At 73.0% G+C, this 23,292-nt stretch carries 23 protein-coding genes and 1 pseudogene; 16 read left to right on the top strand and 8 right to left on the bottom strand.

Going from position 1 to position 23,292, the window contains the following annotated elements; all coding sequences use genetic code 11:
• The first annotated feature begins 10 nt into the window (after positions 1 to 10).
• The 3 genes from SJY07_RS23070 (at position 11) to SJY07_RS23080 (ending at position 2,167) form a co-directional block, all read left to right on the top strand.
• A complete protein-coding gene (locus tag SJY07_RS23070; protein WP_380161689.1) occupies positions 11 to 1,510 on the top strand; it encodes a hypothetical protein in 1,500 nt (499 codons plus the stop codon).
• Between the two features lie 102 nt (positions 1,511 to 1,612).
• Positions 1,613 to 1,855, top strand: coding sequence for a hypothetical protein (locus SJY07_RS23075; protein ID WP_380161690.1), 243 nt, complete (start codon positions 1,613 to 1,615; stop codon positions 1,853 to 1,855).
• Between the two features lie 3 nt (positions 1,856 to 1,858).
• Positions 1,859 to 2,167, top strand: a complete 309-nt coding sequence (locus SJY07_RS23080; RefSeq protein WP_380161691.1) for a transcriptional regulator — start codon at positions 1,859 to 1,861, stop codon at positions 2,165 to 2,167.
• A 1-nt stretch (position 2,168) separates the two neighbouring features.
• Here SJY07_RS23080 and SJY07_RS23085 read toward each other — a convergent pair whose 3' ends face one another.
• The 3 genes from SJY07_RS23085 to SJY07_RS23095 are packed head-to-tail and all read right to left on the bottom strand — an operon-like array spanning position 2,169 to position 6,573.
• Positions 2,169 to 3,530, bottom strand: a complete 1,362-nt coding sequence (locus SJY07_RS23085; RefSeq protein ID WP_380161692.1) for a hypothetical protein — start codon at positions 3,528 to 3,530, stop codon at positions 2,169 to 2,171.
• Positions 3,527 to 4,639 carry an MFS transporter gene (locus SJY07_RS23090; RefSeq protein ID WP_380161693.1) on the bottom strand — a complete coding sequence of 371 codons (1,113 nt, stop codon included), beginning with the start codon at positions 4,637 to 4,639 and terminating at the stop codon, positions 3,527 to 3,529. Before SJY07_RS23090 ends, SJY07_RS23085 begins: the two co-directional genes overlap by 4 nt.
• 56 nt (positions 4,640 to 4,695) lie before the next feature.
• Positions 4,696 to 6,573, bottom strand: a complete 1,878-nt coding sequence (locus SJY07_RS23095) for a LamG-like jellyroll fold domain-containing protein (protein WP_380161694.1) — start codon at positions 6,571 to 6,573, stop codon at positions 4,696 to 4,698.
• A 133-nt stretch (positions 6,574 to 6,706) separates the two neighbouring features.
• On the opposite strand from SJY07_RS23095, the gene SJY07_RS23100 reads away from it, so the two are divergent.
• The 4 genes from SJY07_RS23100 to SJY07_RS23115 are packed head-to-tail and all read left to right on the top strand — an operon-like array spanning position 6,707 to position 10,696.
• Positions 6,707 to 8,926 carry a putative bifunctional diguanylate cyclase/phosphodiesterase gene (locus SJY07_RS23100; protein WP_380161695.1) on the top strand — a complete coding sequence of 740 codons (2,220 nt, stop codon included), beginning with the start codon at positions 6,707 to 6,709 and terminating at the stop codon, positions 8,924 to 8,926.
• On the top strand, positions 8,923 to 9,771 hold the full coding sequence (locus SJY07_RS23105) for an HDOD domain-containing protein (protein WP_380161696.1): 849 nt from the start codon (positions 8,923 to 8,925) through the stop codon (positions 9,769 to 9,771). Before SJY07_RS23100 ends, SJY07_RS23105 begins: the two co-directional genes overlap by 4 nt.
• Before the next feature lie 17 nt (positions 9,772 to 9,788).
• On the top strand, positions 9,789 to 10,175 hold the full coding sequence (locus SJY07_RS23110) for an ATP-binding protein (RefSeq protein WP_328291887.1): 387 nt from the start codon (positions 9,789 to 9,791) through the stop codon (positions 10,173 to 10,175).
• Complete coding sequence (locus SJY07_RS23115) at positions 10,172 to 10,696, top strand: GNAT family N-acetyltransferase (RefSeq protein WP_380161697.1); 525 nt, start codon at positions 10,172 to 10,174, stop codon at positions 10,694 to 10,696. Before SJY07_RS23110 ends, SJY07_RS23115 begins: the two co-directional genes overlap by 4 nt.
• A gap of 6 nt (positions 10,697 to 10,702) precedes the next feature.
• Here SJY07_RS23115 and SJY07_RS23120 read toward each other — a convergent pair whose 3' ends face one another.
• Positions 10,703 to 11,320 carry a TetR/AcrR family transcriptional regulator gene (locus tag SJY07_RS23120; RefSeq protein ID WP_328291885.1) on the bottom strand — a complete coding sequence of 206 codons (618 nt, stop codon included), beginning with the start codon at positions 11,318 to 11,320 and terminating at the stop codon, positions 10,703 to 10,705.
• Between the two features lie 119 nt (positions 11,321 to 11,439).
• Between SJY07_RS23120 and SJY07_RS23125 the strand changes: the two genes are divergently transcribed.
• Positions 11,440 to 11,997 carry an NAD(P)H-dependent oxidoreductase gene (locus SJY07_RS23125; RefSeq protein ID WP_328291884.1) on the top strand — a complete coding sequence of 186 codons (558 nt, stop codon included), beginning with the start codon at positions 11,440 to 11,442 and terminating at the stop codon, positions 11,995 to 11,997.
• 13 nt (positions 11,998 to 12,010) lie between these two features.
• On the opposite strand, the gene SJY07_RS23130 is transcribed toward SJY07_RS23125, so the two are convergent.
• Entirely contained in the window at positions 12,011 to 12,490 is a 480-nt protein-coding gene (locus SJY07_RS23130; protein ID WP_328291883.1) for a hypothetical protein, read from the bottom strand.
• 9 nt (positions 12,491 to 12,499) lie between these two features.
• Entirely contained in the window at positions 12,500 to 12,925 is a 426-nt protein-coding gene (locus tag SJY07_RS23135; RefSeq protein WP_380161698.1) for a hypothetical protein, read from the bottom strand.
• Between the two features lie 112 nt (positions 12,926 to 13,037).
• Between SJY07_RS23135 and SJY07_RS23140 the strand changes: the two genes are divergently transcribed.
• Genes SJY07_RS23140 through SJY07_RS23155 form a run of 4 tightly spaced genes read left to right on the top strand, consistent with a single transcriptional unit; the run spans position 13,038 to position 16,190 of the window.
• A complete protein-coding gene (locus tag SJY07_RS23140; protein WP_380161699.1) occupies positions 13,038 to 13,646 on the top strand; it encodes a winged helix-turn-helix domain-containing protein in 609 nt (202 codons plus the stop codon).
• On the top strand, positions 13,639 to 14,874 hold the full coding sequence (locus SJY07_RS23145) for an MFS transporter (RefSeq protein WP_380161700.1): 1,236 nt from the start codon (positions 13,639 to 13,641) through the stop codon (positions 14,872 to 14,874). The genes SJY07_RS23140 and SJY07_RS23145 overlap by 8 nt, the downstream gene beginning before the upstream one ends.
• A gap of 42 nt (positions 14,875 to 14,916) precedes the next feature.
• Positions 14,917 to 15,738, top strand: a complete 822-nt coding sequence (gene nadE / locus SJY07_RS23150; protein WP_380161701.1) for an ammonia-dependent NAD(+) synthetase — start codon at positions 14,917 to 14,919, stop codon at positions 15,736 to 15,738.
• Positions 15,739 to 15,779: 41 nt separating this feature from the next.
• Positions 15,780 to 16,190 (top strand): hypothetical protein, encoded by a 411-nt coding sequence (locus SJY07_RS23155; protein WP_328291878.1) that lies wholly within the window; start codon positions 15,780 to 15,782, stop codon positions 16,188 to 16,190.
• Positions 16,191 to 16,264: 74 nt separating this feature from the next.
• On the opposite strand, the gene SJY07_RS23160 is transcribed toward SJY07_RS23155, so the two are convergent.
• Positions 16,265 to 16,765 (bottom strand): MarR family winged helix-turn-helix transcriptional regulator, encoded by a 501-nt coding sequence (locus tag SJY07_RS23160; protein WP_380161702.1) that lies wholly within the window; start codon positions 16,763 to 16,765, stop codon positions 16,265 to 16,267.
• 419 nt (positions 16,766 to 17,184) lie between these two features.
• On the opposite strand from SJY07_RS23160, the gene SJY07_RS23165 reads away from it, so the two are divergent.
• The 3 genes and pseudogenes from SJY07_RS23165 to SJY07_RS23175 form a co-directional block, all read left to right on the top strand.
• Complete coding sequence (locus SJY07_RS23165; protein ID WP_380161703.1) at positions 17,185 to 18,660, top strand: IS1380 family transposase; 1,476 nt, start codon at positions 17,185 to 17,187, stop codon at positions 18,658 to 18,660.
• 204 nt (positions 18,661 to 18,864) lie between these two features.
• Positions 18,865 to 20,100, top strand: coding sequence for an FAD-dependent monooxygenase (locus SJY07_RS23170; RefSeq protein WP_380161704.1), 1,236 nt, complete (start codon positions 18,865 to 18,867; stop codon positions 20,098 to 20,100).
• A 68-nt stretch (positions 20,101 to 20,168) separates the two neighbouring features.
• Positions 20,169 to 20,528 (top strand): annotated as a pseudogene (locus tag SJY07_RS23175) (IclR family transcriptional regulator C-terminal domain-containing protein); the annotation flags it as partial.
• Between the two features lie 7 nt (positions 20,529 to 20,535).
• Here SJY07_RS23175 and SJY07_RS23180 read toward each other — a convergent pair.
• Positions 20,536 to 21,174 carry a TetR/AcrR family transcriptional regulator gene (locus tag SJY07_RS23180; RefSeq protein WP_380161705.1) on the bottom strand — a complete coding sequence of 213 codons (639 nt, stop codon included), beginning with the start codon at positions 21,172 to 21,174 and terminating at the stop codon, positions 20,536 to 20,538.
• A 79-nt stretch (positions 21,175 to 21,253) separates the two neighbouring features.
• Here SJY07_RS23180 and SJY07_RS23185 point away from each other — a divergent pair, with 79 nt between their 5' ends.
• Positions 21,254 to 23,281 carry an amidase gene (locus tag SJY07_RS23185; RefSeq protein WP_380161706.1) on the top strand — a complete coding sequence of 676 codons (2,028 nt, stop codon included), beginning with the start codon at positions 21,254 to 21,256 and terminating at the stop codon, positions 23,279 to 23,281.
• Positions 23,282 to 23,292 lie beyond the last annotated feature (11 nt).

Genomic DNA, 23,292 nt, shown 5'->3' on the forward strand with positions numbered 1-23,292 from the left:
GATGGCGCCCATGCGTTCTTCCCACCCGGCTCTGCGGCTCGCCCTCTTCGGGGCGTTCCTCGGCGCCCTCCTGAGCTGGGTGACCTCCCGCGGGCTCATCGACGACACCTACATCACCCTCGCCTACGCCCGCAACGTCGCCGAGCACGCGCACTGGGGGATGACCCCCGGTCTGACGTCGAACGCGGCGACCTCGCCGTTGAACGTCGCGCTGCTCGCCGGCTGCCTGCGGCTGGTCCAGCCGTTCGCCGGTCCCGACGGCGAGCTCGCGCTGGGCGTGCTGACGACCCTGCTCGGTGCGCTGGCGGGATGGTGGTCGGCCCGGGCGGCGGGGCGGCTGGGCCTGTCCCTGGCCTGGCCCGCGGCCGCGCTCGTCGTGGTGCTGGCCAACCCGTTCCTGGTCTCCGCCCAGGGGCTGGAGGTCGTCCTCATCTTCACCGCCATGACCGCCCTGCTCTCGGCCGGTCTCGCCGGCCGGGCGCTCCCCTACGGGGTGGTGGCGGCGTTCAGCCTGCTGGCCCGTCTCGACATGGTCGTCTTCGTGGTGGTGATCGCGTTGGCCTGCCGCGGTGTCCGCCGGCGGTTGCCGGTCGCCGTCGGGGTCTGCGTGCTGGTCTGCCTGCCGTGGTTCGCGGCCAGCTGGTGGTGGCTGGGGTCGGCCATCCCCGACACGTTCGTCATCAAGACCAACCAGCGGAACTTCGGCGAGGGGCGAACCTACCTGCGCGGGCTGTGGACCCACTACGCGCTCAACACGCCGGGCGCCGTCGCGGTGAGCGTGGCCGCGGCCCTGGTCGGGGTGGTCGTCCTCCTCCTGCTCGTGCTCGCCCTGCTGCGCCGCCGCGCCCGGCCGGGAACGGGAGCCGTGCTCGGTCTGGCGCTCGGCGGGGTGGGGTACTTCGCGGTCTACAGCGTCCTCGGCGTCCCGCCCTACCAGTGGTACTACGTCGCGCCGATGGCGTCGCTGTCCTTCGCGGCGGTGCTCGGGGCCGGCGTCCTCAGCGGTGAGCGGTCGCGGTCCCGGGTGACGTGGGTCCCGATGAGCGCGGTGTCGGTGCTGGCCCTGGTGGGTCTCTTCGTCTGCGTGCCGTCCGCGGCCCTGCCGCTGCCGTGGCGCTACCCGCCGGTGTTCGCGAACTTCGCGACGCCGGCCGAGTACCGGACCGCCGGGACCGACCTCGCCCGGATCGTCGGGGACGAACGCGTCGCCGCCCCCGGGGAGATCGGGACGCTGGCCTACAGCTGCGACTGCGAGATCATCGACCAGTTCTCCGACCCGGCGTACCTGCAGGGCGTCATCGACGCGCGCATCGCCGAGGCCGGCCCGGTGCTGAAGCCGCTGCTGGAGTTCAACTACGCCCACCACCGCGACCCGGGGCCGGCGAGACCGACCCCGTTCGTCCTGCGCTGGACCGACGCGGGCGCCGACCCCGCGCAGGGGATCACGAGCTGGCCGACCACGGCGGGGACGTGGCAGGGCCGCAGCGTGCTGGTCCTGCTGAAGGGGTGAAGCCCCCTCCCCACCTCTCTCGCCGTCACCGCCGGGATCTCCGCCGGGCTGGGCGTCGTCCTGCTCGGGCAGGGGCACGGACCCGCGCACCTGCTCGCACTCGTGGGAGCCGTCGCCCTGCTCACCGCGGCGTTCCTGCTGCCGGACCGGTGGCGTCGACGTCGGGGGCTGGTCGGCTACCGCGGCCGGGTCCGAACCGAGCACACGACGTTCCTGCTCGTCCTCGCCGGACTCGCCGTCGTCGGGTTCACGGCGGACTCCACGATGAGCGCCGTCTTCGTCCTCCTCGGTCTCGCCTCCGGAGCCACCTGGTTCTGGGCGCTGCGCCGCAGGCCGGAGGCCTGAGTCGTGCCCGACCTCGACGAGGTCCTCGTCTCCGCGGCCCGGCTGCGGATCTGCGCCTACCTGTCGGGGTGCGCCGAGGCGGAGTTCAAGGCCGTCGCCGACTACTGCGGGATGAGCGCTCCCACGTTGTCCAAGCAGCTCACCGCGCTGGCCGCCCCCGGCTACGTCGACATCCGCAAGGTCGCCTCCGGTCGCTACACCAGGACCGTCCTCGCCCTCACCGACACGGGTTCGGCAGCCCTGCGCGACCACGTCGCCGCGCTGCAGTCCATCGCGTCGCGCGCGAGCGAGGAGGCGCTCAGAAGTCGATGAGTCAGAAGTCGATGAACCCGCCGACGGCGTGCTCGGTCCCGGGCACCTGACCGGTCTGGAAGTCCTCCATCAGCACGACGGCCGCGGTGTCCGGGGGAGTGATCCGACCCGACTCGTCGAACAACGGAATCCGTCGCCGCAGCCGTGCCCCCGGTCGGTCCGGGTGCTCGAACGTCCACTCCAGCAAGGTGTCCGGCCAGTCGCCCACGAGGCGGGCACGGACGGCGGTCATGCCCTCGACGAGCGGGAAGAACCCCTCGTCGGTGCGCCAGTGCTCCTGCAGCCTCCCGTTGCTCGCCAGCACCTGGCGGACGTAGGAACCCGACTCCAGCGGCCGCGGGGCCAACGGGCGGACGTGGTCGGCGACGTCGACGGAACCCGCACCCAGCAGGAGGGAGACGTCTCCGCCGCGCTGCACGGTGAGGACGTCGACCGGGGCCCGCAACACCCCCAGGACGTCGCGGCGCACGGCGACGGTCAGGCGTTCGGCCGGACCGGTTCCCACGAGGGCGGCCGACGTCGTCGTCCCCCGGCCGAGGTCGATCCGGCGCAACGGGTTCCCCTCGGCGTTGTGCACCAGGGCGACCAGGTGGCCCGCCGCGGCCGCCATCCCGTCCGCCCGCCAGCCGAAACCCCAGCGGGCCCCTTCGAGCCGGACGCCGTGCCGGTCGGCCCCGGCGCTCCACGGGTCCAGCCAGGAGTGGGTACCGCGACCGTCCTCGGTGCGGACCTCCGGCCCGTGCTCGACGGGTTCCGCGACGTCGCGCAGTTCGTCGCCGATCTCCGCACCCCAGGGGATCCGGAACCAGCGGGTGTTCCAGACGACCTCGTGGAGGTCGGCCCCCAGGGGTTCCAGGTGCCAGGGCTCGTCGTCCAGGGCGATGAAGAACCCCGACTCCTCCGCCTGCGCCGCCCGCACGGGGGCGTCGACGTTCGTGCGCCGGGGTCGACCGCCGCGGCCGACGTGCAGCAGCTGCGCGGGCTGCAGCCCCCAGCTGGGCCGGCCGTCGGCGGTGCGGACGATGTCCTGGGGCGGGGGCGACGGGACGCACCAGACCCCGTCCGGGCCCACCGCCGACAACCGCAGCCCGTGGGTCCAGACCGCGAGTTCCACCCCGTCCGGGCCGATCCGCACCAACGGTGCGTCCCCGTGCGGGTGGGTCCAGAACGAGGGACCGTCCGGCAGCAGCCGCGGTGGCGGCCACGGGGTCGGGACGGGTTCGGCCGGCACCTCCGGCCAGCTGACGATCCGCTCGACCTTCCCGGTGCGCAGGTCCAGGAGCGCGGCCACGGGCTGGGTCTCGTCCAGCGCCCACAACCCCGACTCCAGGCTGAGGAGGCGGGTCGGGCGCAGCGGTCTCACCGCACGATCCTCTCAAGCACGCTCACCCCCACGGCACCCGCTCCCGCCAGCGCGAAGGCGCCCAGCGGCCCGACCGCGTCGACGAGTCCGCCCGCGCCCGCGGCGGCGACCGCGCTCCCCGCGGCGCTGCAGGAGGCCAGCCAGGAGAACGTGCTCGTCAGCGCGCCGGCCGGGGCGCGGTCGCGGGCCAGCACGGACGTCGCCACCAGGACCGGCGGCACGGCCGCCCCGACGACGAAGAGCACCACGGCGAGGGCCGGGACCGGCCAGGGGCCGATCAGCAGGAGCGCCAGCAGTCCGAACGCCGTGGCGCTCACCCGCAGCCGGCGCCGGGCGGGTGCGCGCCAGGGCCGCGCCGAGAGAGCCAGTCCGGCGAGCAGACCCCCGGCGCTGGACGCGACGACCAGCGAGGTCGCCGCCCCCGTCCCGCGGGCCGCGGCGGCCACCGCCACGGGCACGGCTCCGAAGTGGACCCCGATCGCGACGTTCACCGCGATCGGCAACCCGACCCCGCGGGGCAGCCCCACCCGACCGCGTGGGCCGCAGCGCCGCCCCGGGGGCGCGGAACGTCGCTGGAACCCCAGCACCAGGGTGGCCCCGACGACCAGGGTGGCGGCGAGGAGGACGGCGGACGTCGCGTGCCCGGAACTGCCCAGCGCCACGCCCAGAGCCGGTCCGAGCAGGTAGGCGGCGGAGTTCGCGGTGGCCTCCCACCCGAAGGCCCGCGACAACTCCGGACCGGGCGGGAAGCGGTACGACCAGCGGGCGGCCGAGAACGCCCCGAGCTGGGGCAGGGTGGCGCCGAGCAGGCCGCCCAGGACGACTAGGGCGGACCGGGAGGAACCCGGCCCGGTCGCCCCCAGCACCACGAGCACCGCGCCCGCGTGCGCGACGGCGAGCAGCGGCAGCACCCGGGGTTGCCCGAACCGGTCGACGGCGCGGGCGGTCTGCGGCCCGACCAGGGCCTCGGAGATCGCGAGGCCGGCGCCGAGGGCACCGGCGGCCCCGAACGACCCCGTCCGGTGGAGCACGAACCACAGGAGAGCGACGTTGGTCGTGGCGAGGCCGATCCGGCCCGCCACAGCCGTCGCGAAGAACGCCGTGAGCACGGCGCGTCCTTCCAGGTGGGGCGGACCGGCCTCGGGGCCGGACGTTTGGCGCGAGACTACCGCGCGGTGAGGAACTCCGTCACGTCGAGACCGCGCGAGGAGATCCGCACGTCGCCGATCCAGCCGTAGAACCCCTGCCCGAACTCCTCGTTCGACTGCGTCGCACCGATGGCGAAGGGCTTGCCGAGGGTCGCGATCCCCCGGGCCCGCTGCGCCGGGTTGCGCACGACCTTGGAGCCGTCGACGAAGACGACGGTGTGCTCCCCGTCGTTGACGATCGCGACGTGGGTCCAGCGGCCGGGGGTCAGGGCGTGCGTCCACGACGTCGGGTTCACGTCGTCGAGGGAGGGGTAGAGGACGAACTGCAGGAACCACTCCGACGTCACGTTCAGGCTGCAGCTGGGTTCCTCGGTGGTGTACCCGCTGGTCTTGCCCGCGTCGCCGTTGTTGCCCTCCCAGCTCAGGACCCCCATCCAGGCGTGGTCGCCCACGAACGGGTCGGGCAGTTTGAGGAACACCTCGATGGTGAAACCGTCGAGGAACTGCTCGGAGTTCACCGGGGCGTCGGGACCGGTCTCGAGGACCGCCCCGCCGTCGGGACCCTGGTGCCCGTCGAAGCGCAGGCTGGCGTGCGCGGGTGCGTCGTCGTGGTGGTCACCGGACCAGGTCAGGGCCCCGGCCCCGGCCGCCCCGACCAGGCGCGCGGTGACGTCGTTGCCGTTGCCCGTGCGGTCGCGCACCCTCGTCCCCGGACCCACGACGGAACCCTCGACCCCGCGGACCTCGTCGAAGCGCCAGTAGGCGGCGGTGTCCTTCGTGATGACGTCGTGGTCGGGGCGTTGCGCCGGCAGTGCCGGTGGGGCGAAACCCGCGAACCGTTCCTCGGCGACCAGGGGGAAGCTGAACCGGTCGAGGTCGGTGGACTTCTCGAGGTTCTCCGCCGCGAGCAGGTTCCGCTCGTCCTGCGGGATCGACTCCAGCCACGGTGAGAACGTCTCGACGTCGACGATCCCCCGGGCCAGGTCGACGTGGTAGAGGCGGATCATCGCGGCGCCGCCGTAGTACTGGTCCTGGTAGTTCGTCAGGTGCGCCTGCACCTCGTGCCCGGCGTCGTTGACCAGGACGGTCCGCCCCACCGGCCAGAAGTGCCCGTTCAGGGTGAGGAACACCTGGTCCCGGCCCCGGACCACGCTCTGCCACAGGGTGTTCCCGTACTCGGAGAGGGCAGCGACCCCGTGCTCGTCGGCGGCGACGAACTCGTGGGTGGTGAGGATCGTGGGCAGGGTCGGGTTCGCGTCGAGGACGCCGGCGGCCCAGGCGAGACCCTTCTCGGAGGCGCGCCAGTCCATCGCCAGCAGCAGCCACTCCCGCCCGCCCGCGGTGAAGACGTGGTAGCTGTGGTACCCGTCGGGGGAGGCGCCGCGGAACGTCGGCGTCCCGCGGAAGCGCCACGGGCCGAAGTGGTCCAGGTACGGGGTGGGACCGCGCTGGTCGTCACCCGAGACGTCGTGGTTGCCCGCCAGCACCGAGAACGGCAGGTCGCTGCCGGACATCCCGTCCCAGACCACCGCGGCCGCGGCGAGCTCGGCCTCGGTGCCGTGCTCGGTCACGTCGCCCAGCTGCGCGACGAAGGCGATGTTCTCCTCGGCCCGGTTCTGCCGCAGCCACTCCAGGGTGGCCCGCAGCGGGGTGGGCTCGGTGCTGTCGGCGTCGAAGAGGTACTGCGTGTCGGGCAGGACGGCGAGGCAGAAGCGGGGGGAGTCGGGGTCGAAGCGCCCCGCGGACCCCCGCGGGGTCGCGCCGGACGTGACGGGTGCGGCGGCCGCGCTGCCCGCTCCGGTGACCGCGGGCAGGGCCGCGACGGCGGGGACCGCGAGTCCGGAGGCCAGCATCGAACGGCGGGAAGGGCCGGGGGAGGTGTTCACGCTCCGCATCCGATCGCACCCAGGTGCCGCGCAGGTGAACGCATCCACCACCCCGAACGATCAACTCGTGGCGCTCCGTGCCGATGAACACCCTGATGCGGCCCACGGAAGGTGCCGCCGGGAACCACCGTGGACGGAACCAGTGCTGAACGACGCGTGGCGCAGCCAGCACGCCGGGGGGAGCGACGACTCCACCACCGGTGTCGATGCCGCACTGCTGCACTTCGCGGCAGCCGCAGACCAACCCGTCCTGGTCGTCTCCCGCCCCCAGGCCCCCGCCCCTCTGGAGATCGCCCGCGTCCGCTGGGCGAACACCGCCGCCGCCGACCTGTTCGGGGTGGCCTCGGACCACCTCGTGGACCGGGCCGTCACCCGGCTGCTCCGCCGTCGCGAGGAGTCCCCCGAGGGGGAACACCTCTCGCGGGACCGCCGCATCCGCTGCACCGTCGACGCCCTCACCTCCGGCGGGGAGTCCCGGCACGTCGAGGTCGTCGCCTGGCCCGTCCCGGAACGCGAGGGACGCGAGTGGTTCTGGGTGCTGGCCGTCGTGCTGCCCGAGGACGAGCGGGCCCAGGCCGCGCTGCGCGCCGCGGAGGAGCGCTTCGCCACCCTGGCGCAGAGTTCCCCGGTGCCGACCATCGTCTCCGACGTCGGGGCCCGCCTCTCCCGCGTCAACGACGCCTTCGCCGAACTCATCGGCCTGCCCGCCGAGGAACTCTGCGGGACCGCGTGGCTCACCCACGTCGTCGACGACGAACGCAGTGGTGTCGTCGAGGCCGTCGCCCGCGTCCTCGCCGGCGAACGCGTCACCCTCGACACCCGGCTGCGCAACGCCGCCGGGCAGGTCCGCTGGGTCGCGGTGCGACTGGCCCCCAGTCGCACCCCCGGCTACGGCGCCGGGTTCATCGGCACCGTCGAGGACGTCACGGACCGCCTGGCCCGCGAGCACCGGCTGGCCTACCAGGCCCAGCACGACCTGCTGACGGGACTGCCGAACCGTCTCGCCCTGCTGGAGCGGCTCACCGACCTGCTGACCCCGCAGGCCGGGGCCCCGCAGGCGGGGAGCGGCGTGGGTGTCCTCATGGTCGACCTCGACGACTTCAAGACGGTCAACGACGGACTCGGCCCGGAGGCCGGCGACGCCGTCCTCGTGGAGATCGCGCGCCGACTCGCCCGGACCGTCCGCGGTGGCGACATGGTCGCCCGGCCCGGCGGCGACGAGTTCGTGCTCGTCTGCGCCGACCTCACCGACCTCGACGCCGTGCAGGCCACCGCACGTCGCGTCCTCGACGCCGTCCTCGCCCCGGTCGAGGTCAACGGGTTGCGGTTGCGGCTCGTCGCCAGCATCGGCGTCGTCCTGCTCGAAGGCCTCACCTGCAGCGCCGAGGAGGTCGTCCGCGACGCCGGGATCGCCGTCCACGAGGCCAAGGCCGCCGGCGGAGGGCGCTGGACCCTGCTCGACGACGAGGTGCGCCAGCGCGCCCGACGCGCCCTGCGCCTCGTCGCCGACCTGCGGGAGGCGTTGTCGCGCGGCACCGTCGACGTCCACTACCAGCCCATCGTGCGCCCCGGCTCGCCCGCCGAACTGCTCAGCCTCGAGGCCCTCTGCCGCTGGACCCACCCCGAACTCGGACCGATCCGGCCGGACGTGTTCGTCGAACTCGCCGAACGCGCGAACCTCGTCCCGCTGCTCGACGCCCACGTCCTGGCGCTCGCCTGCCGCGACCTCGCCTCGTGGCGGGCCGCGCACGTCGCGGGCGACCTGCCGCACACCCCGGCCTACGTCGCGGTGAACGTGTCGGCGGTCAGCCTCGCGGCCGAGGGCTTCTCCGCCGGGGTCCGGCAGACGATCGCCGCGGCCGGCCTGCACCTGCGCGACATCTGCCTCGAGGTCACCGAGACCTCGCTCGCCAGCGACCTGCGCGCCTGCCGCACGGTGCTGGAGGAACTGCGCCGCGACGGAGCCCGCGTCGCCATCGACGACTTCGGCACCGGGTACTCCTCGCTGGCCTACCTCAAGGACCTGCCCGTCGACCACCTCAAGGTCGACCGGTCCTTCGTCCGCGACCTGCACAGCGTCGGCGAGGGTGTCGCCGGGGGACCGGCCCGCGCCGTCGCCGCCGCCGTCGTCTCGCTGGCGCGAACCCTCGGCCTGGGGATCGTGGCCGAGGGGGTGGAGACCCTGGAACAGGACGCGGTCATCCGCGACCTCGGCTGCGAGGCCGTCCAGGGTTTCCTCTACTCGCGGCCGCTGACCCGCGAGGCCCTCGTCGAGGTCCTGCGCGCCGGTGGCCTGCTGCACCCGCACCCCCTCGCACCGCCCCCGGCGCACGTGCCCGCACCGCGGGAGGTGACGGCGTGAACGAGACGCACGCCCCCGAGGTGGTCTCCACCCTCGTCCCCGGTGCCGTGGAGGTCCTGGGCCGGATCTCCGCCGCCCTCGACGACCTGCCCTCGCACCGTCCCGTCGCGGCCAAGATCATCGCCGAGGCCGACGACCACCGCTCGGACGCGAAGTCGCTGGGGCGGACGCTCAGCTACGACCCGGCGCTGGTGGCGAAGGTCCTGCGCCTGGCGAACTCCGCCTACTTCGGCCTCTCCGGCACGGTGTCCGCCCCCGCGTTCGCGGTCACCGTCGTCGGCTTCTCCACCGTGCGCAGCCTGGCGGTCTCCGCCATGGCCGGCCTCGACGACGTCCCCCCGGCCCTCGAGGGGTTCTGGGACCGCAGCGTCCTCACCGCCGTGGCGGCCGCGGAGTTCGCCCCGAGGCTGCGGGCGAAGGCCCCGGACGCGTTCTCCGTCGGACTGCTGGCCCGCCTCGGACAGGCGCTGCTGGTGCGCTGCGACCCCGAGGAGTACCCGGTGCTGGTGGCCGGTGCCGCGGACCGCGACGACCTGCTGGAGGCCGAGAACCGCCGCTACGGCGCCACCCACACCCGGGTGTCGGCCGAGGCGCTCGCGGCCTGGGCGTTCCCGGACGAGCTCTCCGAGGCGATGGCGCAGGTGGATCGCCCCGGCTGGGCGACCCCGCTGGCGACGTCGGTGCGGCTGGGACTCGAACTCTCCGAACGCATCCTGGACCCGGCCCGGGCCTCCCGTCCGGCCGAGCAGTTGAGCGCCGGGCACGTGCGCGACGCCGAGGTCGACGCGCTGCGGTCCGGGGTGACGCGCACCGCGGCCGAACTGGTGCAGCTGCTCACGTCCTGACCTGGTTGGATGGCGGGGTGTGCGAGGCGACCCCGGCTGCGGAGATCACGTTGCCCGACGACGAGCACTCCGCGCGTCGGGCCCGCACGTTCCTCAGTGAGGCCTACTGCGGGCGCCACCACGCGCGGGTGCTCGACGAGGCCCAGCTCCTCGTCTCCGAACTCGTGACGAACGCGGTGCGCCACGGTGGCCCGCCGGTGCGGGTCCGCGTCTCCTGCGGCGGCGGCGACGGCGCAGGTCTGCAGGTGGCGGTCTCCGACGGGAACCCGCACCCCCCGGTGCGTCGCGACGTGGCCCCGGAGGCCGAGGGAGGTCGTGGGGTGGCGCTGGTCGACATCCTCTCCGACCGGTGGGGCGTGGAGCACGCCTCGAGCGGCAAGACCGTCTGGTTCGTCCTGTCGTGAGGACCCGGTTGCGCCTCGTCACGCTCGAGGACGCCGCGACCCTGGCCGCGCTGGTGCGGGAGAACTGGGACTTCCTCGCCCCGTTCGAACCCGAGCGGGCACCGGAGTACTTCACCGCCCAGGGTCAGCGCGAGGTCCTGGCCCGGTTGCTGGCGGAGCACGCCGCCGGTCGGGTGGTGCCCTGCGTGATCGAGCACGAGGGGGCGGTCGTGGGCCGCCTCACCGTCTCGGGCATCGTCCGCGGCCCCCTCCAGTCCGGTGACGTCGGCTACTTCGTGGCGCAGGCGGTCAACGGTCGCGGGGTGGCCACGGCGGCCGTCGCCGAACTGCTGCGCACGGCCTTCGCCGAGGCGCCCGCGGGGCTGGGGCTGCACCGGTTGCAGGCGGGAACGCTGCTGTCGAACTCCGCCTCGCAGGCCGTGCTGCAGCGCAACGGGTTCGAACGGATCGGGGTGGCCCGGCGCTACCTGCGGATCAACGGTTCCTGGCAGGACCACGTGCTGTACCAGCGCACGGTCTGAGGGGACTCACGCGCGGGCCGGTCCCACGACCCGGGCCACGAGGTCGCTCCACCCGGCGGCGAGCCGCTGCGGGGACAGCGGTGGAACGGCGCCGAGCTGCCGCTCGACGTGGAAGTCCAGCGGTGCCTCCAGCGCCGCGAGCAGGTTGAAGGCCAGCACCTCCACGTCACCGCCGACACCGGCGGCCTGCAGCAGGACCCGGACGTGCAGTCGGGCGAAGGCGGCCGGGGCGTTCGCCCCGCGGGTCAGGTGGGCGTCGGCCTCGCGGAGCAGGTAGCCGCGGTCGGCCAGGAACCGCAGGCGCTCGTGGCCGAAAGCCACCAGTCGCGCGACCGGTTCCGCGCCGGGGCCCAGCGGGGGTGGACCGCTGAGGCAGGCGGCCTGGAAGTCGCGTTCGTACTCGTCCAGCAGGGCGGCGAAGAGCCCGGCGCGGGACCCGAAGCGGCGGAACACGGTGCCCTTGCCGAGGCCGGCCTCGGCGGCGAGCGCGTCCATGCTGAGGCCGGCGACGCCGACGTCCCGGACGAGGCGACGTGCGGTGCACAGCAGCAGTTCCCGGTTGCGGGAGGCGTCGGCGCGTTCCGGCGGCGGCGGGGAGCCCAGGAGGCTGACTGTGCGGCGCACGGGTGAAGCGTAGGCCCTTCCCGTCCGGATGCTTGAAGAGGGCAGGAAAAACGGACTACAGTCCGCATCAGGAACGGGCGTGTCCGCCCTTCCCCACCCGCTTTGCGAGGAGATCCCCGATGACCAACGTCCTGGTGCTGGTCGGCAGCCTGCGCGCCGCCTCCACGAACCGTCAGATCGCCGAGACCGCCGTGCAGCTGGCGCCCGAGGGTGTCGAGCTGACGATCTTCGAGGGCCTGGGTGACCTGCCCTTCTACAACGAGGACATCGACGTCGAGGGCAGCGTGCCGCAGACCGTCACCGACTTCCGCGCCGCGATCGCCGCCACCGACGCCGTCCTGGTCGTCACCCCCGAGCACAACGGCACCGTGCCCTCCGTGCTGAAGAACGCGATCGACTGGGCGTCGCGCCCCTACGGCGCCAGCCCCCTGACCGGCAAGCCGCTCGTCGCCATCGGTTCCGCGTTCGGTCAGTTCGGCGGTGTGTGGGCGCAGGACGACGCGCGCAAGGCGTTCGGCATCGCCGGCGCCGACGTCCTCACCGAGATCACCATGGCGATCCCGGGTTCGGTCGTCCGCTTCGCCGACGTCCACCCCAAGGACGACGCCGAGGTCGTGGAGAAGCTCACCGTCGTCCTGGGTGGGCTCGTCGCCGCCACCACGGTCGCCGCGGCCTGAGCCCCGCAGCAGTTCACCGGGCGGGCGCGACCGGGACCATCGCCGAGGCGTTCCGGTCCCAGATGCGCGGCGCCCGCCCGGCGAACTCGGTGGCGAGCCACGTCCGGACCTCCTCGAAGGTCCGGCCGGTCTCAGCGACGCGGTGCTCGCCGAGTTCCTCGAACCGGTCGTCGTCGAGGCAGTAGGCGACCTGGTCGAGGGAGTTCATCTGCCGGATCGTGACGAGTTCCGCGACGAGCCGGTCCTCCGGGTGCGCGGCGGCCGGGTGCAGTTCCCCGGCCGCGGCGCAGAACTCCTCGCCGTGCGCGGTGTCGGTGAAGCTGTAGCGGTTCGCCCCGCCGGCGCCGTCGTTGCTCACCAGCCCGAAGCTCTGGCCGAACCGCAGCAGGTCGCACGACCAGGCGACCTCGAGGGCGTCCTCGGGGGCGTCGGGGTCCTCCTGGTAGCCGCTGATGCTGTAGCGCTGGTGCGGGTGGCTCATCGGCAGGGGCACGGCCAGACCCTAGGCGACCTCGACCCCGTCGCCGACCTGGACCTGCACCGGCGCGGGAACGCTCTGCAGCCGCGCCCGGGCCGCCTCCAGCACGACGAGCTCGGCGATGGTGGCGGGGGCGAGCAGGTCCAGCGTGGCGGCGATGCGGGCGCACAGCGCGTGGTCCTCGGAGACGAAGGCCGCGTGCACGAAGGCCAACCCCATCACGAAGCTCGCGTGCCGGCGGGCCTCGATGGCCTGCAGGTCGTCGAGGGTCAGCTGGACGCCGAGCACCCGTCGCACGCAGGCCGGACCGAGGTGCAGGACGGTGCCCGTGGGCGTCGCCACCAGGGCGGCGCCGGTCGGCAGGGCGTGCCGGCAGAGGGGCGCCTGGCACCACCCGCCCTCGCGCGAGAAGCCGACGACGCGGCTGCCGGGAGGGACGGAGGAGAACATGCAGGAGTCATCGGGACGAACGTGGCGGGGCTCGATGCGCCGCTCGGGGGACCCTCGGCACCGGAACCGCGACCCTCTTGAAAAGGGATCTTTCGAAAGATAGCTTTTGATGGTGCCGACGCGCGACGACCACCCCGAGATCGACGACGAACGCGGCCTGCCGCTGCGGCAACTGCGACGCCCCGAACACCTCAAGGCCCTGGCTCACCCACGCCGCATGCAACTGCTGGACCTCCTCGTCTCCGACGGCCCCCTCACCGCCAGCCAGTGCGCCGAACGGCTCGGCGACTCCGCCGCCTCGTGCTCCTACCACCTGCGCCAACTGGCCCGGTTCGGTTTCGTCGTCGAAGCCGACGGGGGAGAAGGCAGGAACCGCCCCTGGCGGTGGGCCCCCATCGGCAACCACATCGTGGAGGGCACCTCACCCGCGGAACGCGCCGCCGCCGAATCCCTCGGTGCGGTGCTGGACGCGCGCAACCTCGACCGGATCCGCGGCTGGGCCGGTCGACGGACCTCCGACCCGTGGCGCGAGGCCGCCGACGCGTCGGACTGGACGTTGCGGCTGACCCGGCAGGAGCTGGCCGACCTGACCGCGGCCATCACTGCGTTGATCGTTCCGTTGCAGCGCAGGACTTTCGACGGCGTGGTGCCCGAGGACTCCCGACTCGTCGACGTCCTGACCTACCTGCTTCCCCGTCCCGGGACGACGCCCGGTGCGTGAACTCGCGCGGCACCGCGAGTTCCGGTTGCTGCTCGCCGCGCAGACCCTGTCGATGTTCGGGGACTGGACGCTGCTGCTGGTCCTGGGCATCTGGGCCAAGACCCTGACCGGCAGCAGCGCCGTCGCCGGCCTGACGGTCTTCGCGATGGCGGCCCCCGGAGTCCTGGCGCCGCTCGCCGGGGTGGTGGTCGACCGGCTGCCCCGTCGCAGCGTGCTGCTGGGGGTGAACCTGGTCGGCGTCGTCGTGGTCTCCTCGCTGTGGCTGGTCCACGACCGGCGGCAGCTGTGGCTGCTGTTCGCCGTCGCGGCCTGGTACGGCATCGCGAGCATCGTCACGAACGCCGCCACCTCCGGCCTGGTCCAGTCGATGCTGCCCGCCGAACTGCTCGGGCCGGCCAACGGGGCCCTGAGCACGGTCCGGCAAGGACTGCGCCTGCTGGGCCCCCTCGTCGGCGCGGGCCTCTTCGCGGCTGCCGGCGGACGCTGGGTCGCGACCCTGGACGCCACCGCCTTCGTGCTGGCCGCGGTCGTGCTGCTGCGCCTGCGCCACCGCGAGCAGCGGAGGGACTCCACCGCGGGACGTGGCGAGGTCCTCGCCGGTCTGGTCCACCTGTGGCGGACCACGGCGCTGCGCCGCGTGGCCCGCTCCACGCTCGTGTTCTCCGGCTCCGTCGGACTGGTCGAGGCGACGGTCTACGCCCTCGTCGACGACGGTCTGCACCGCCCCGCGGAGTTCGTCGGGGTCCTGGTCAGCGTCCAGGGGGGTGGGGCCATCGCCGGCGGGGTGGCCGTCAGCCTCCTCGTCTCCAGGGTCGACGAGGCACGGCTGGTCGCCGTGGGCATGGCGCTGGTCGCGGTCGGGGCGGGCGCCGGGGCGGTCGCGTCCTTGCCGGTGGTGCTCACCGGCTTCCTCCTGGTCGGTGCGGGGTTGCCGGTGCTGGCGGTGGGGGCGGCCACGACGCTGCAGCGCCGCACCCCGAACGCGGTCATGGGTCGGGTGGCGACGGGCTACGAGATGGTGAGCTCGGTGCCGACCACGGCCTCGATCGCGGTGGGGGCCCTGCTGGTGGGGGTCCTGCCGTTCCAGGTGGTGCTCGTCGTCACCGCCGTCGGCTGCGCGAGCGCGGCGGTGCTGATGGTCGTCGGAGGAGAGGCCGGGTCGCACGACCCGGCGGTGGCGTCCCCGGACCGCGACGGCGGTTCCGCCTCCTGCGTCCGGGCGAGGTGACCGTGTCCTGACGGCGGAGGACCCGCGCGGGATACTCCTGCCGTGCGTCCACACCAGCGAACCATCGCCGAGGAACTCGGCGTCGTCCCCTCCGTCGACCCCGCCGCGGAGATCGCGCGGCGCGTGGCGTTCCTGCACGACTACCTCCTGGCGACCGGGGCCGCCGGCTACGTGCTCGCCGTCAGCGGGGGGCAGGACTCGACCCTGGCCGGGCGCCTGTGCCAGCTCGCGGTGGAGGCGGTGCGGGCCGGGGGCGCCTCCGCCCGGTTCGTCACGGTGCGGATGCCGTACCGCAGCCAGGCGGACGAGGAGGACGCCCAGCTCGCCCTGCGCTTCATCGCTGCCGACGAGGGGATCACGATCAACATCGAGCACGGCGTCGACGGTGTCGTCCGCGACGTGCAGTCCGCCACGGGGGAACCGTTGAGCGACTTCGTCAAGGGCAACGTCAAGGCGCGGCTGCGGATGGTGGCGCAGTACGCCGTCGCCGGTGAGCAGAACCTCCTCGTCGTCGGCACCGACCACGCGGCCGAGGCGGTGACCGGGTTCTTCACCAAGTACGGCGACGGCGGTGCGGACGTCGTCCCCCTCGCCGGGTTGAGCAAGCGGCAGGGCCGGGCGCTCCTGGAGCACCTCGGGGCGCCGGTCCGGTTGTCCGAGAAGGCGCCGACCGCCGATCTGCTCGACGACCAGCCCGGCCAGACCGACGAGGCGAACCTCGGTCTGCGCTACGCCGACATCGACACCTACCTCGAGGGCGGCACCGTGAGCGAGGAGGTCGCCGAGGCCATCGAGGCCCGGTACCGGGCCACCGAGCACAAGCGCCGGCTCCCGGTCTCGGGCCACGACGACTGGTGGCGGTAGCGGTGGAGTCACCCCCCGGACGCTTCCGGACGTACCGGGGCGTGGTGCAGATCTCCCTCGGCGGTCTCTGGGTGCTCCAAGACGCTGAGCCCGAGGGCTGGGGCTACGACGACTACCCGTCCGACTTCGCCGGGAGGACGGGCGGTGAAGGCGTCTACCTGATCTCGGGGCACTACGCCGGTCCCGTCGGGGTGACGGTGGAGGTGCACCGCTCCGCTCCCGAACCCCCACGAGGATGGGAGAAGTCGGCTGAGCTGGAGGGGAACTACCCCAGCCGGGTGGCCAGGGCGTGGTGCGAGCTCCTCGAGGTCGATGAGCAGTTGGAGCACATCGAGTTGCCGGCCGAGCGCGTGCGGATCCGCGTCTCGGTGGACGGATGGAGCACACCGCCCAACCCCGGTGGTTCGCCCGAGACCTGGCTCCTGCAGGTGTGGCCCGCTGGAGCTGCCTGACGATCGGCAGGTCGTACCCGCAGCACCCGCAGCGCGCCGCGTCGGGGTAGGCCCGTGCGCCGGTGAGTCCGTCGTCACCGACGTGCGGCAGGACGGGGAGCGTGTCTCCCGGTGAGTTCCGACGTCTCGAAACCCTCGACGACCTCCGAGACCGCGAGGTGGAGTTCGTCGAGAACGGTCACGAGTTGTCGCAGGAGTTCCGGTGGGTGCTGTCGCATCATCGCCTCGACCCGCTCGCCCAGGGGGGCGAAGAACCCCACGGCCTGGTCCTTCACGTCCGGCGGCACGCGCAGGGTCACGACCCGCCGATCCCGGTGCTCGCGGGAACGGACCACCAGACCCGCGGTCTCGAGGCGGTTGAGCAGCGCGGTCGTCGCGCCGGTGCTCAGACCGATGCGGCGGCCCAGGACGGTCGGTGAGAGGGGTGTTCCGCGGTCCTGGTGGTAGACCACCTGCCCGAACGCCTCGGCGTCAGCCGTGCTGACCCCCAGCCAGCGGGCCAGGTGGTGGACCACGTCGGCGTTGTCGGCCGTGTACACCTGCAGGGCGTCGACGACCTGGTCCGCCAACGGCATCTGGTTCCGGACGCCTACCGGCGCGTCGGGGACGGATCGGACCGACCGGGATCCACTGCGTGGCTGGCTCATCACATCCCTCTCGCTGCTGACGTGGTGGTGACCCAGGCTAGCGCTTGACTCCAAGAACAAGTACCTCCAATATGGAGGTACTTCAGGTGAGCGCTAATGCCGCCTGACGGTCCGGCGCGTCCTCGGTCTCGCCGTCGCCTCCACGAGATCGCCGCGGTGATGATCACCGCCGCCCGCAGCCAGGCTGCTGACGCCGCCGTCACCGTGGCTCTTCCCGTCGTCTGAGCCTGGATCCACCGTCCCGTGATGCTGCGGGGGCCAGTACGTGAGGCGGCGGGTGGCTTCTGACCTGCAACGATGGGACTTCTCTACGGTTCCAACGCAGCAGCAAGGAAGACACCCGCCAAATGCAAGTCTCGCACGCCCTCCCCACCACCGCGGCGGCGTCCTCGATCACCTTCGACGACCCAAACCTCATCGCCCACGCCGGCCTGGCCCCGGCCCTGCAACTGGCCCAGACCGCGGGCCTGCACGACCTGCTCGGCCAGCACCTCACCCTCGCCGGGCCCGGGTCGGCTAACGCTGCGGCCAAGGCCACCGGCCTGGTCGCCGGGATGTTAGTCGGCGCCGACAGCATCGACGACATGGACGTCCTGCGACACGGCGCGAACACGAAACTGTTCGACGACGTCCGCGCCCCCTCGACCTTGGGGACGTTCCTGCGGACCTTCACTCACGGCCACGTCCGCCAACTCGACGCCGTCGCGGCCCGGTTCCTGACCGGCCTGCAGACCACGACCGCCGCGGTTGGGTCACCGCTACTGGCCGATGCCGACCAGATCCTCTACGTCGATGTCGACGACACCATCCGCCAGACCTACGGCTACGCCAAGCAGGGCGCCGGATACGGCTACTCGAAAGTCAAAGGCCTGAACGCGATGCTGGTGACCGCGACCACCCCGGCCAGCACGCCGGTGATCGTGGGAACCCGCTTGCGAAAGGGATCGGTCGCCAGCGCTAAGGGTGCGCCGAAACTACTGGGCGATGCCCTAGCGACCCTCAAACGCACCGGCACCGGCACCGGCACCGGTGCTGGTGCTGGTGCTGGTGCGGCTACCGGTGGCGGGTTGGTGATCGTGCGGGCCGATTCGGCCTACTACAACCACGCCGTGATCGCCGCCGCCCGCCGCGGCCGGGCCCGCTTCTCCCTCACCGCTCGCAGCAATCCCGCTGTCCGGCGGGCGATCGCGGGCATCGCCGACGATGCCTGGACGCCGATCAAGTACACCGACGCGGTCTGGGATGAAGACGACCGGCGCTGGGTTTCTGATGCCGAGGTCGCCGAGACGACCTACACCGCGTTCACCGGCCGCAGGAAGGCTGAGCACGTGAGGGCGCGGTTGATCGTCCGCCGCGTCAAACGGTTGAACCCCGCCGCTCTCGGTCGGGGGCAGGGTGAGTTGTTCGAGACCTATCGCTATCACGCGGTGTTCACCGACTCCCCGCTGCCGATGCTGGTCGCGGAGAAAGATCACCGCGCGCACGCGGTGATCGAGTCGGTGATCGCCGAGGCCAAGGACGGTCCGTTGGCGCATCTGCCGTCGGGGAAGTTCCAGGCCAACGCTGCCTGGTTGGTGTTGGCCGCGATCACGCACAACCTGACCCGAGCCATTGCCGCGTTGGCGGGGACGACCCACCGTCGCGAACGTGCTGGGACGATCCGGGGCAAGCTGATCAGCTTGCCTGCGCGGGTCGCGTTCTCGGCTCGTCGGCTGCGGTTGCACGCCCCGTCCGGCTGGCCCTGGCAGTCCGGCTTGGAGAACGTGTTGGCCGCCATCGTTGAAATCGACCGGCATCAGCCGGTCGTGACCCGCCGGATCTGAGCACTGCCCGACGCCCACCGCCCGAGAGGGCACGACCAGGAATCGCCGTGGAAGAGCCAACACCCGGTCGGCAGCTATCTGATGCCCTGCTCGTGGTGACCTGCCTTCGGCAGGTCACCACGAGCTCATCGGTCATTCGGTGGTGGATCCAGGCTGAGTTCTCCACCACCCGCACACGCACCGAACCACCCGGAGGAACCACCGATGACGAACACCGCGAAACGTCCCCGTACGCCCCGGGTCCTCATCACCGGAGCCAGCATCGCCGGCCCCGCCCTCGCCTGGGGCCTGCGCCAGGCCGGATTCGAGGTGACCCTGCTGGAGCGGTCTGCCCAACAGCGCGAGACGGGTCAGAACATCGACGTCCGCGGCCTGGGCCGCGACGTCGTCCGGCGGATGGGCCTCGAAGCCACCGTGAAGGCGAACCTCACGGGGGAGCGGGGAACGCGTTACGTCGACGACACCGGACGTCCCTACGCGGTCCTCCCGCGCGAGGAGGGCCGTGACGGACCGACGGCGGAACTGGAGATCCTCCGCGGCAGGTTCGCCGAGATCCTCGTCGACCTCGTGGCGCGGGACGTCGACCTGCGCTACGGCGACTTCGTCACGGCGGTGCGCCAGGACGAGGACGGGGTCGACGTCGAGTTCGACAGTGGCTCCCGGGAACGTTTCGACCTGCTGCTGGTCGCCGAGGGCCGCAGTTCGCGCACGCGCAGACTGCTCTTCGCCCAGGAGACCGAGTACCGCGACTTCGGTGTGAGCATCACCTACGGAACCCTGGACCGCGTTCCCGCTGACGTCGACTGGTGGGACTGGTACACGGCGACCGGTGGGCGGGTGGCCTCGATCCGACCGGACGACGTGGGCACGATGCGGGCCAGCATGTCCTTCGAGTCCGAACCCGCGGGGTTCGAGGGACTTCCGCTGGAGTCGCAGTTGGCGGTCCTGCGCGAACGGTTCCGGGGGGCCGGTTGGCAGACCCGGCGGATCCTGGAGGGTTTCACCGCACGGCCCGAGGAGTTCTACACCCAACGCATGGAACAGGTGGTCGTCTCGACCTGGAGCAAGGGCAGGGTCGCCCTGCTGGGTGACGCCGCGTGGGGTTCGGGCCCGACGGGGATGGGGACCACCCTCTCCCTCGTCGCCGCCCACGTGCTCGCGGGGGAACTCGCCCGGACCTGCGCCGCGGGTGGTGATCACCCGGCCCGGGCGTTCGCCCGCTACGAGTCCCTGCTGCGGCGCTACGCCGACAGCGCCCAGGGCCTCCCTCCCGGCGGAGCTCGCCTCCTGCACCCTTCCTCCGCGCTCGGCGTCAGAGTGGTGCAGGCGACGCACCGGCTCTCGGCGACCCCCGCGCTCAAGGGCCTGGCACAGAGGTTCTTCCTCACCAGCGCCCGCCACGTTCCCCGCCTGGACGACTACCCCCTCCTGCGGGGCTGACGCCGACGCCTCGAGTCCGCCAGCCCGGCCCGTGAAGGGGCGGTAGGCCACGGTGTCCGGTCCTCAGCCACGTCGGCGGCCGGTTGCCGTTGCACACGACCGGAGTCGGGAAGGTCCTCCCCGCGCACGTGCCGGCGGACGTGGGGAGCCGTGTGTTCGCCGAACTCGTCCGGGTGACGCCCTGCAGCATCAGTTGGCCGAGGGTCCTGGCCCGGCAACTCGCAGCGGTCCGGCGGGACGGCTTCGCCAGCACCAGCGGCGAGATGGACGTGGGCAACGCCTCCGTCGCCGTTCCCGTCCGCGGACCCGACGGGGAGGTGGTGGCGGCCCTGGGCCTCGTCGTGTCCTCGCTCGGGCGGGACCGTCCGCGGCTCGTCGCGGCGCTGACCGTCGCCGCGGCGGGGGTCTCCCGGGCGTTGCGTTCCTGAGAACGGTTCAGGCCGTCGCCCCGCCGGGACGGGCCGAGGCGACGAGCATCTCCAGGCCCATCTCGAAGGCGCGCGTCGCCACCGGGTCGTACGGGTCCTCGTCGGCCAGGGTCGCGAACGCCGCGGCGAACGTGGGGAACGCGGCCTCCTGGCCGGTGGGGTCGAAGACGACGCTCGGCCCGGACATGTCGAGGACGCTGCCGAGGACGAAGGACTCGAACGCCGTCAGCAGGGGGAGCACGTCGCGCTCGGGCCAGCCGACGGTTGCGGCGGCCACCGCGAAGTCCTCGTACTGGGCCAGCAGGACGGGTGCCGAGGCGCGCTCCGTCATGAGCAGCGGTATCGCCCGGGGGTGGCGCGCGAAGGCGCTGCGGTAGGAGCGGGCCCACGCGCGCAGGCCGTCCTCCCAGGGCAGGGACCGCAGCGGTCCCGAGTCGATCCGCGCGGAGACCAGGGCCCGCACGTCCTCGATCATGGCGGCGCGGTTGGGCACGTGGTTGTAGAGCGACGCGGGGTTGACGGCCAGACGGGCGGCGACCCCGCGGATGCTGGCGGCCTCGGGGCCCTGGCTGTCGATCAGGGCCAGCGCCGTCCGGGTGATCAGCTCACGGTTGAGCAGTGGACGCGTCGGTCTGGCGATGGGCACCTCCTGGGAACGCGCCGAGCCTACGCGTCACCGGCCGTCAGGCTGCTCGGAACCCTGGCCGTCGGAAAACAAACGATGTATGTTTCCCGCCGTGGACACGAGGCCCTTCACCGTCGTCGAGGCGAGCGTCGAGCAGCTGCGCGACGCCCTCGCCGCGGGCACCCTCAGCAGCGTCGAACTGGTGGCCCGCTACCTGAACCGCATCGGCCACCACGATCGTTCCGGTCCCCGGTTGAACTCCGTCCCGGTGCTCAACCCCGCGGTCTTCGACGAGGCGCGGGCCGCCGACGAGCGCCGCGCGCGCGGTCGGGAACTCGGGCTCCTCGACGGGATCCCCTTCACCGCCAAGGACTCCTACCAGGTGAAGGGGTTGCCCGTCGCCAGCGGTTCTCCCGCCTTCGCCGGCCTGGTCGCCCGCGACGACGCCTTCGCCGTCGCCCGGTTGCGGGCCGCGGGGGCGGTGTTCCTCGGCCTCACGAACATGCCGCCGATGGCGGCCGGCGGGATGCAGCGGGGCGTCTACGGACGGGCCGAGTCGCCCTACAGCGCCGACCACCTGACCTCCGCCTTCGGTTCCGGATCCTCCAACGGCTCCGGCACGGCGACGGCGGCGAGCTTCGCCGCCTTCGGTCTGGGGGAGGAGACCTGGTCGTCCGGACGGGCGCCGGCCTCCAACAACGCCCTCGTCGCCTACACCCCCTCGCGCGGGGTCGTCTCGGTGCGCGGCAACTGGCCGTTGGTCCCCACGATGGACGTCGTCGTGCCGCACACACGCTCGGTGCGCGATCTGCAGCACGTGCTCGACGTGGTGGTCGCCGACGACCCCGACCCCTCCGGGGACCTGTGGCGCACCCAGCCGTGGATCGACCTCCCCCGCCCCTCGCAGGTGCGCCCGCCGTCGTTCGCCGACCTCGAGGACCTGCCGCTGGCCGGGCTGCGCCTGGCCGTTCCGCGCCTCTACGTCAACGCCGACCCGGACACCAGGCACCCGATCCGCACCCGCGACAGCGTCATGCGGTTGTGGGCCGACCTGCGGGCGGACCTCCAGGCCGCCGGCGCGGAGGTGGTCGAAACCCCCTTCCCGGTCGTGGACAACTACGAGAAGCTCCACGCCGGGGACCGCGACTTCGTCGACCGGGGTTTCGTCAGCCAGCAGTTCCTGCAGGACGAGATCGGCGACCTCTCGGTCTGGGCCATGGACGACTTCCTGCGCCGCAACGACGATCCGACCCTGAACCGGCTCGCCGACGTCGATCCCGCGCGCATCTTCCCCGCGCCGCCCGGCGCGCTCGAGGACCGCTACGGGGTGTTCGCGTTCGACCTCGCCTACGACATCGCCGGCTACGTCGACCGCGCCCGGCAGGGGGAGTGCGACTGGCGCACCATCGAGAGCCTCGAGGAGGGGTTGCGCGGTCTGGAGCACACCCGGCGCGTCGACTTCGAGGACTGGCTCACCGCCGAGGGTTTCGACGCCGTGGTCTTCCCGGCGGCCGCCGACGTCGGGCCCGCCGACGCCGACGTGAACCCCGCGTCGGCCGACCTCGCGTGGAGCAACGGCGTGTGGGTCTCCAACGGCAACCTCGTGCCCCGTCACCTCGGCATCCCGACCGTCACCGTGCCGATGGGCACGATGGCCGACACCGGGATGCCCGTCGGCCTCACCATCGCCGGCCCCGCCTACAGCGACACCCGGCTGGTGCAGGTGGCCGCGGCCGTCACCGCCCTGCGCGAGCGCCGGACGAGCCCGCCGCGCACCCCGGAACTGCCGGACGAGGCGGTGTTCGCGGTCGCCCGGCCCGTCGCGACGGGGGAGCTCTCCCTCACCGTGGACGAGGTGCTCCTCGACACCGACGGAGTCGTGCGCTTCTCGGCCACGGTGGCCGGGGGCGAGCCCGCGGAGCACGCGGCCTACGTCGACGGGGTGCGCGTCGCCACGACGTCGGAGGGAGGTCGCCTGCAGGGCACGGCGCAGGTGGACGCCCCCGCCCATCGTTCGCCCGTCAGCGACTGGCTCGCCCCCTTCGGGCCCCTCGTCGTCGTCCTCGTGCGCGACGGGTCGGGTGTGGTCGCCGGTGCCGTCGCGACGACGCCGCAGTCACCGCTGTGAACGCCCACCCG

This window comes from Kineococcus sp. R86509 (genome assembly GCF_042466365.1).
GTDB lineage: Bacteria > Actinomycetota > Actinomycetes > Actinomycetales > Kineococcaceae > Kineococcus.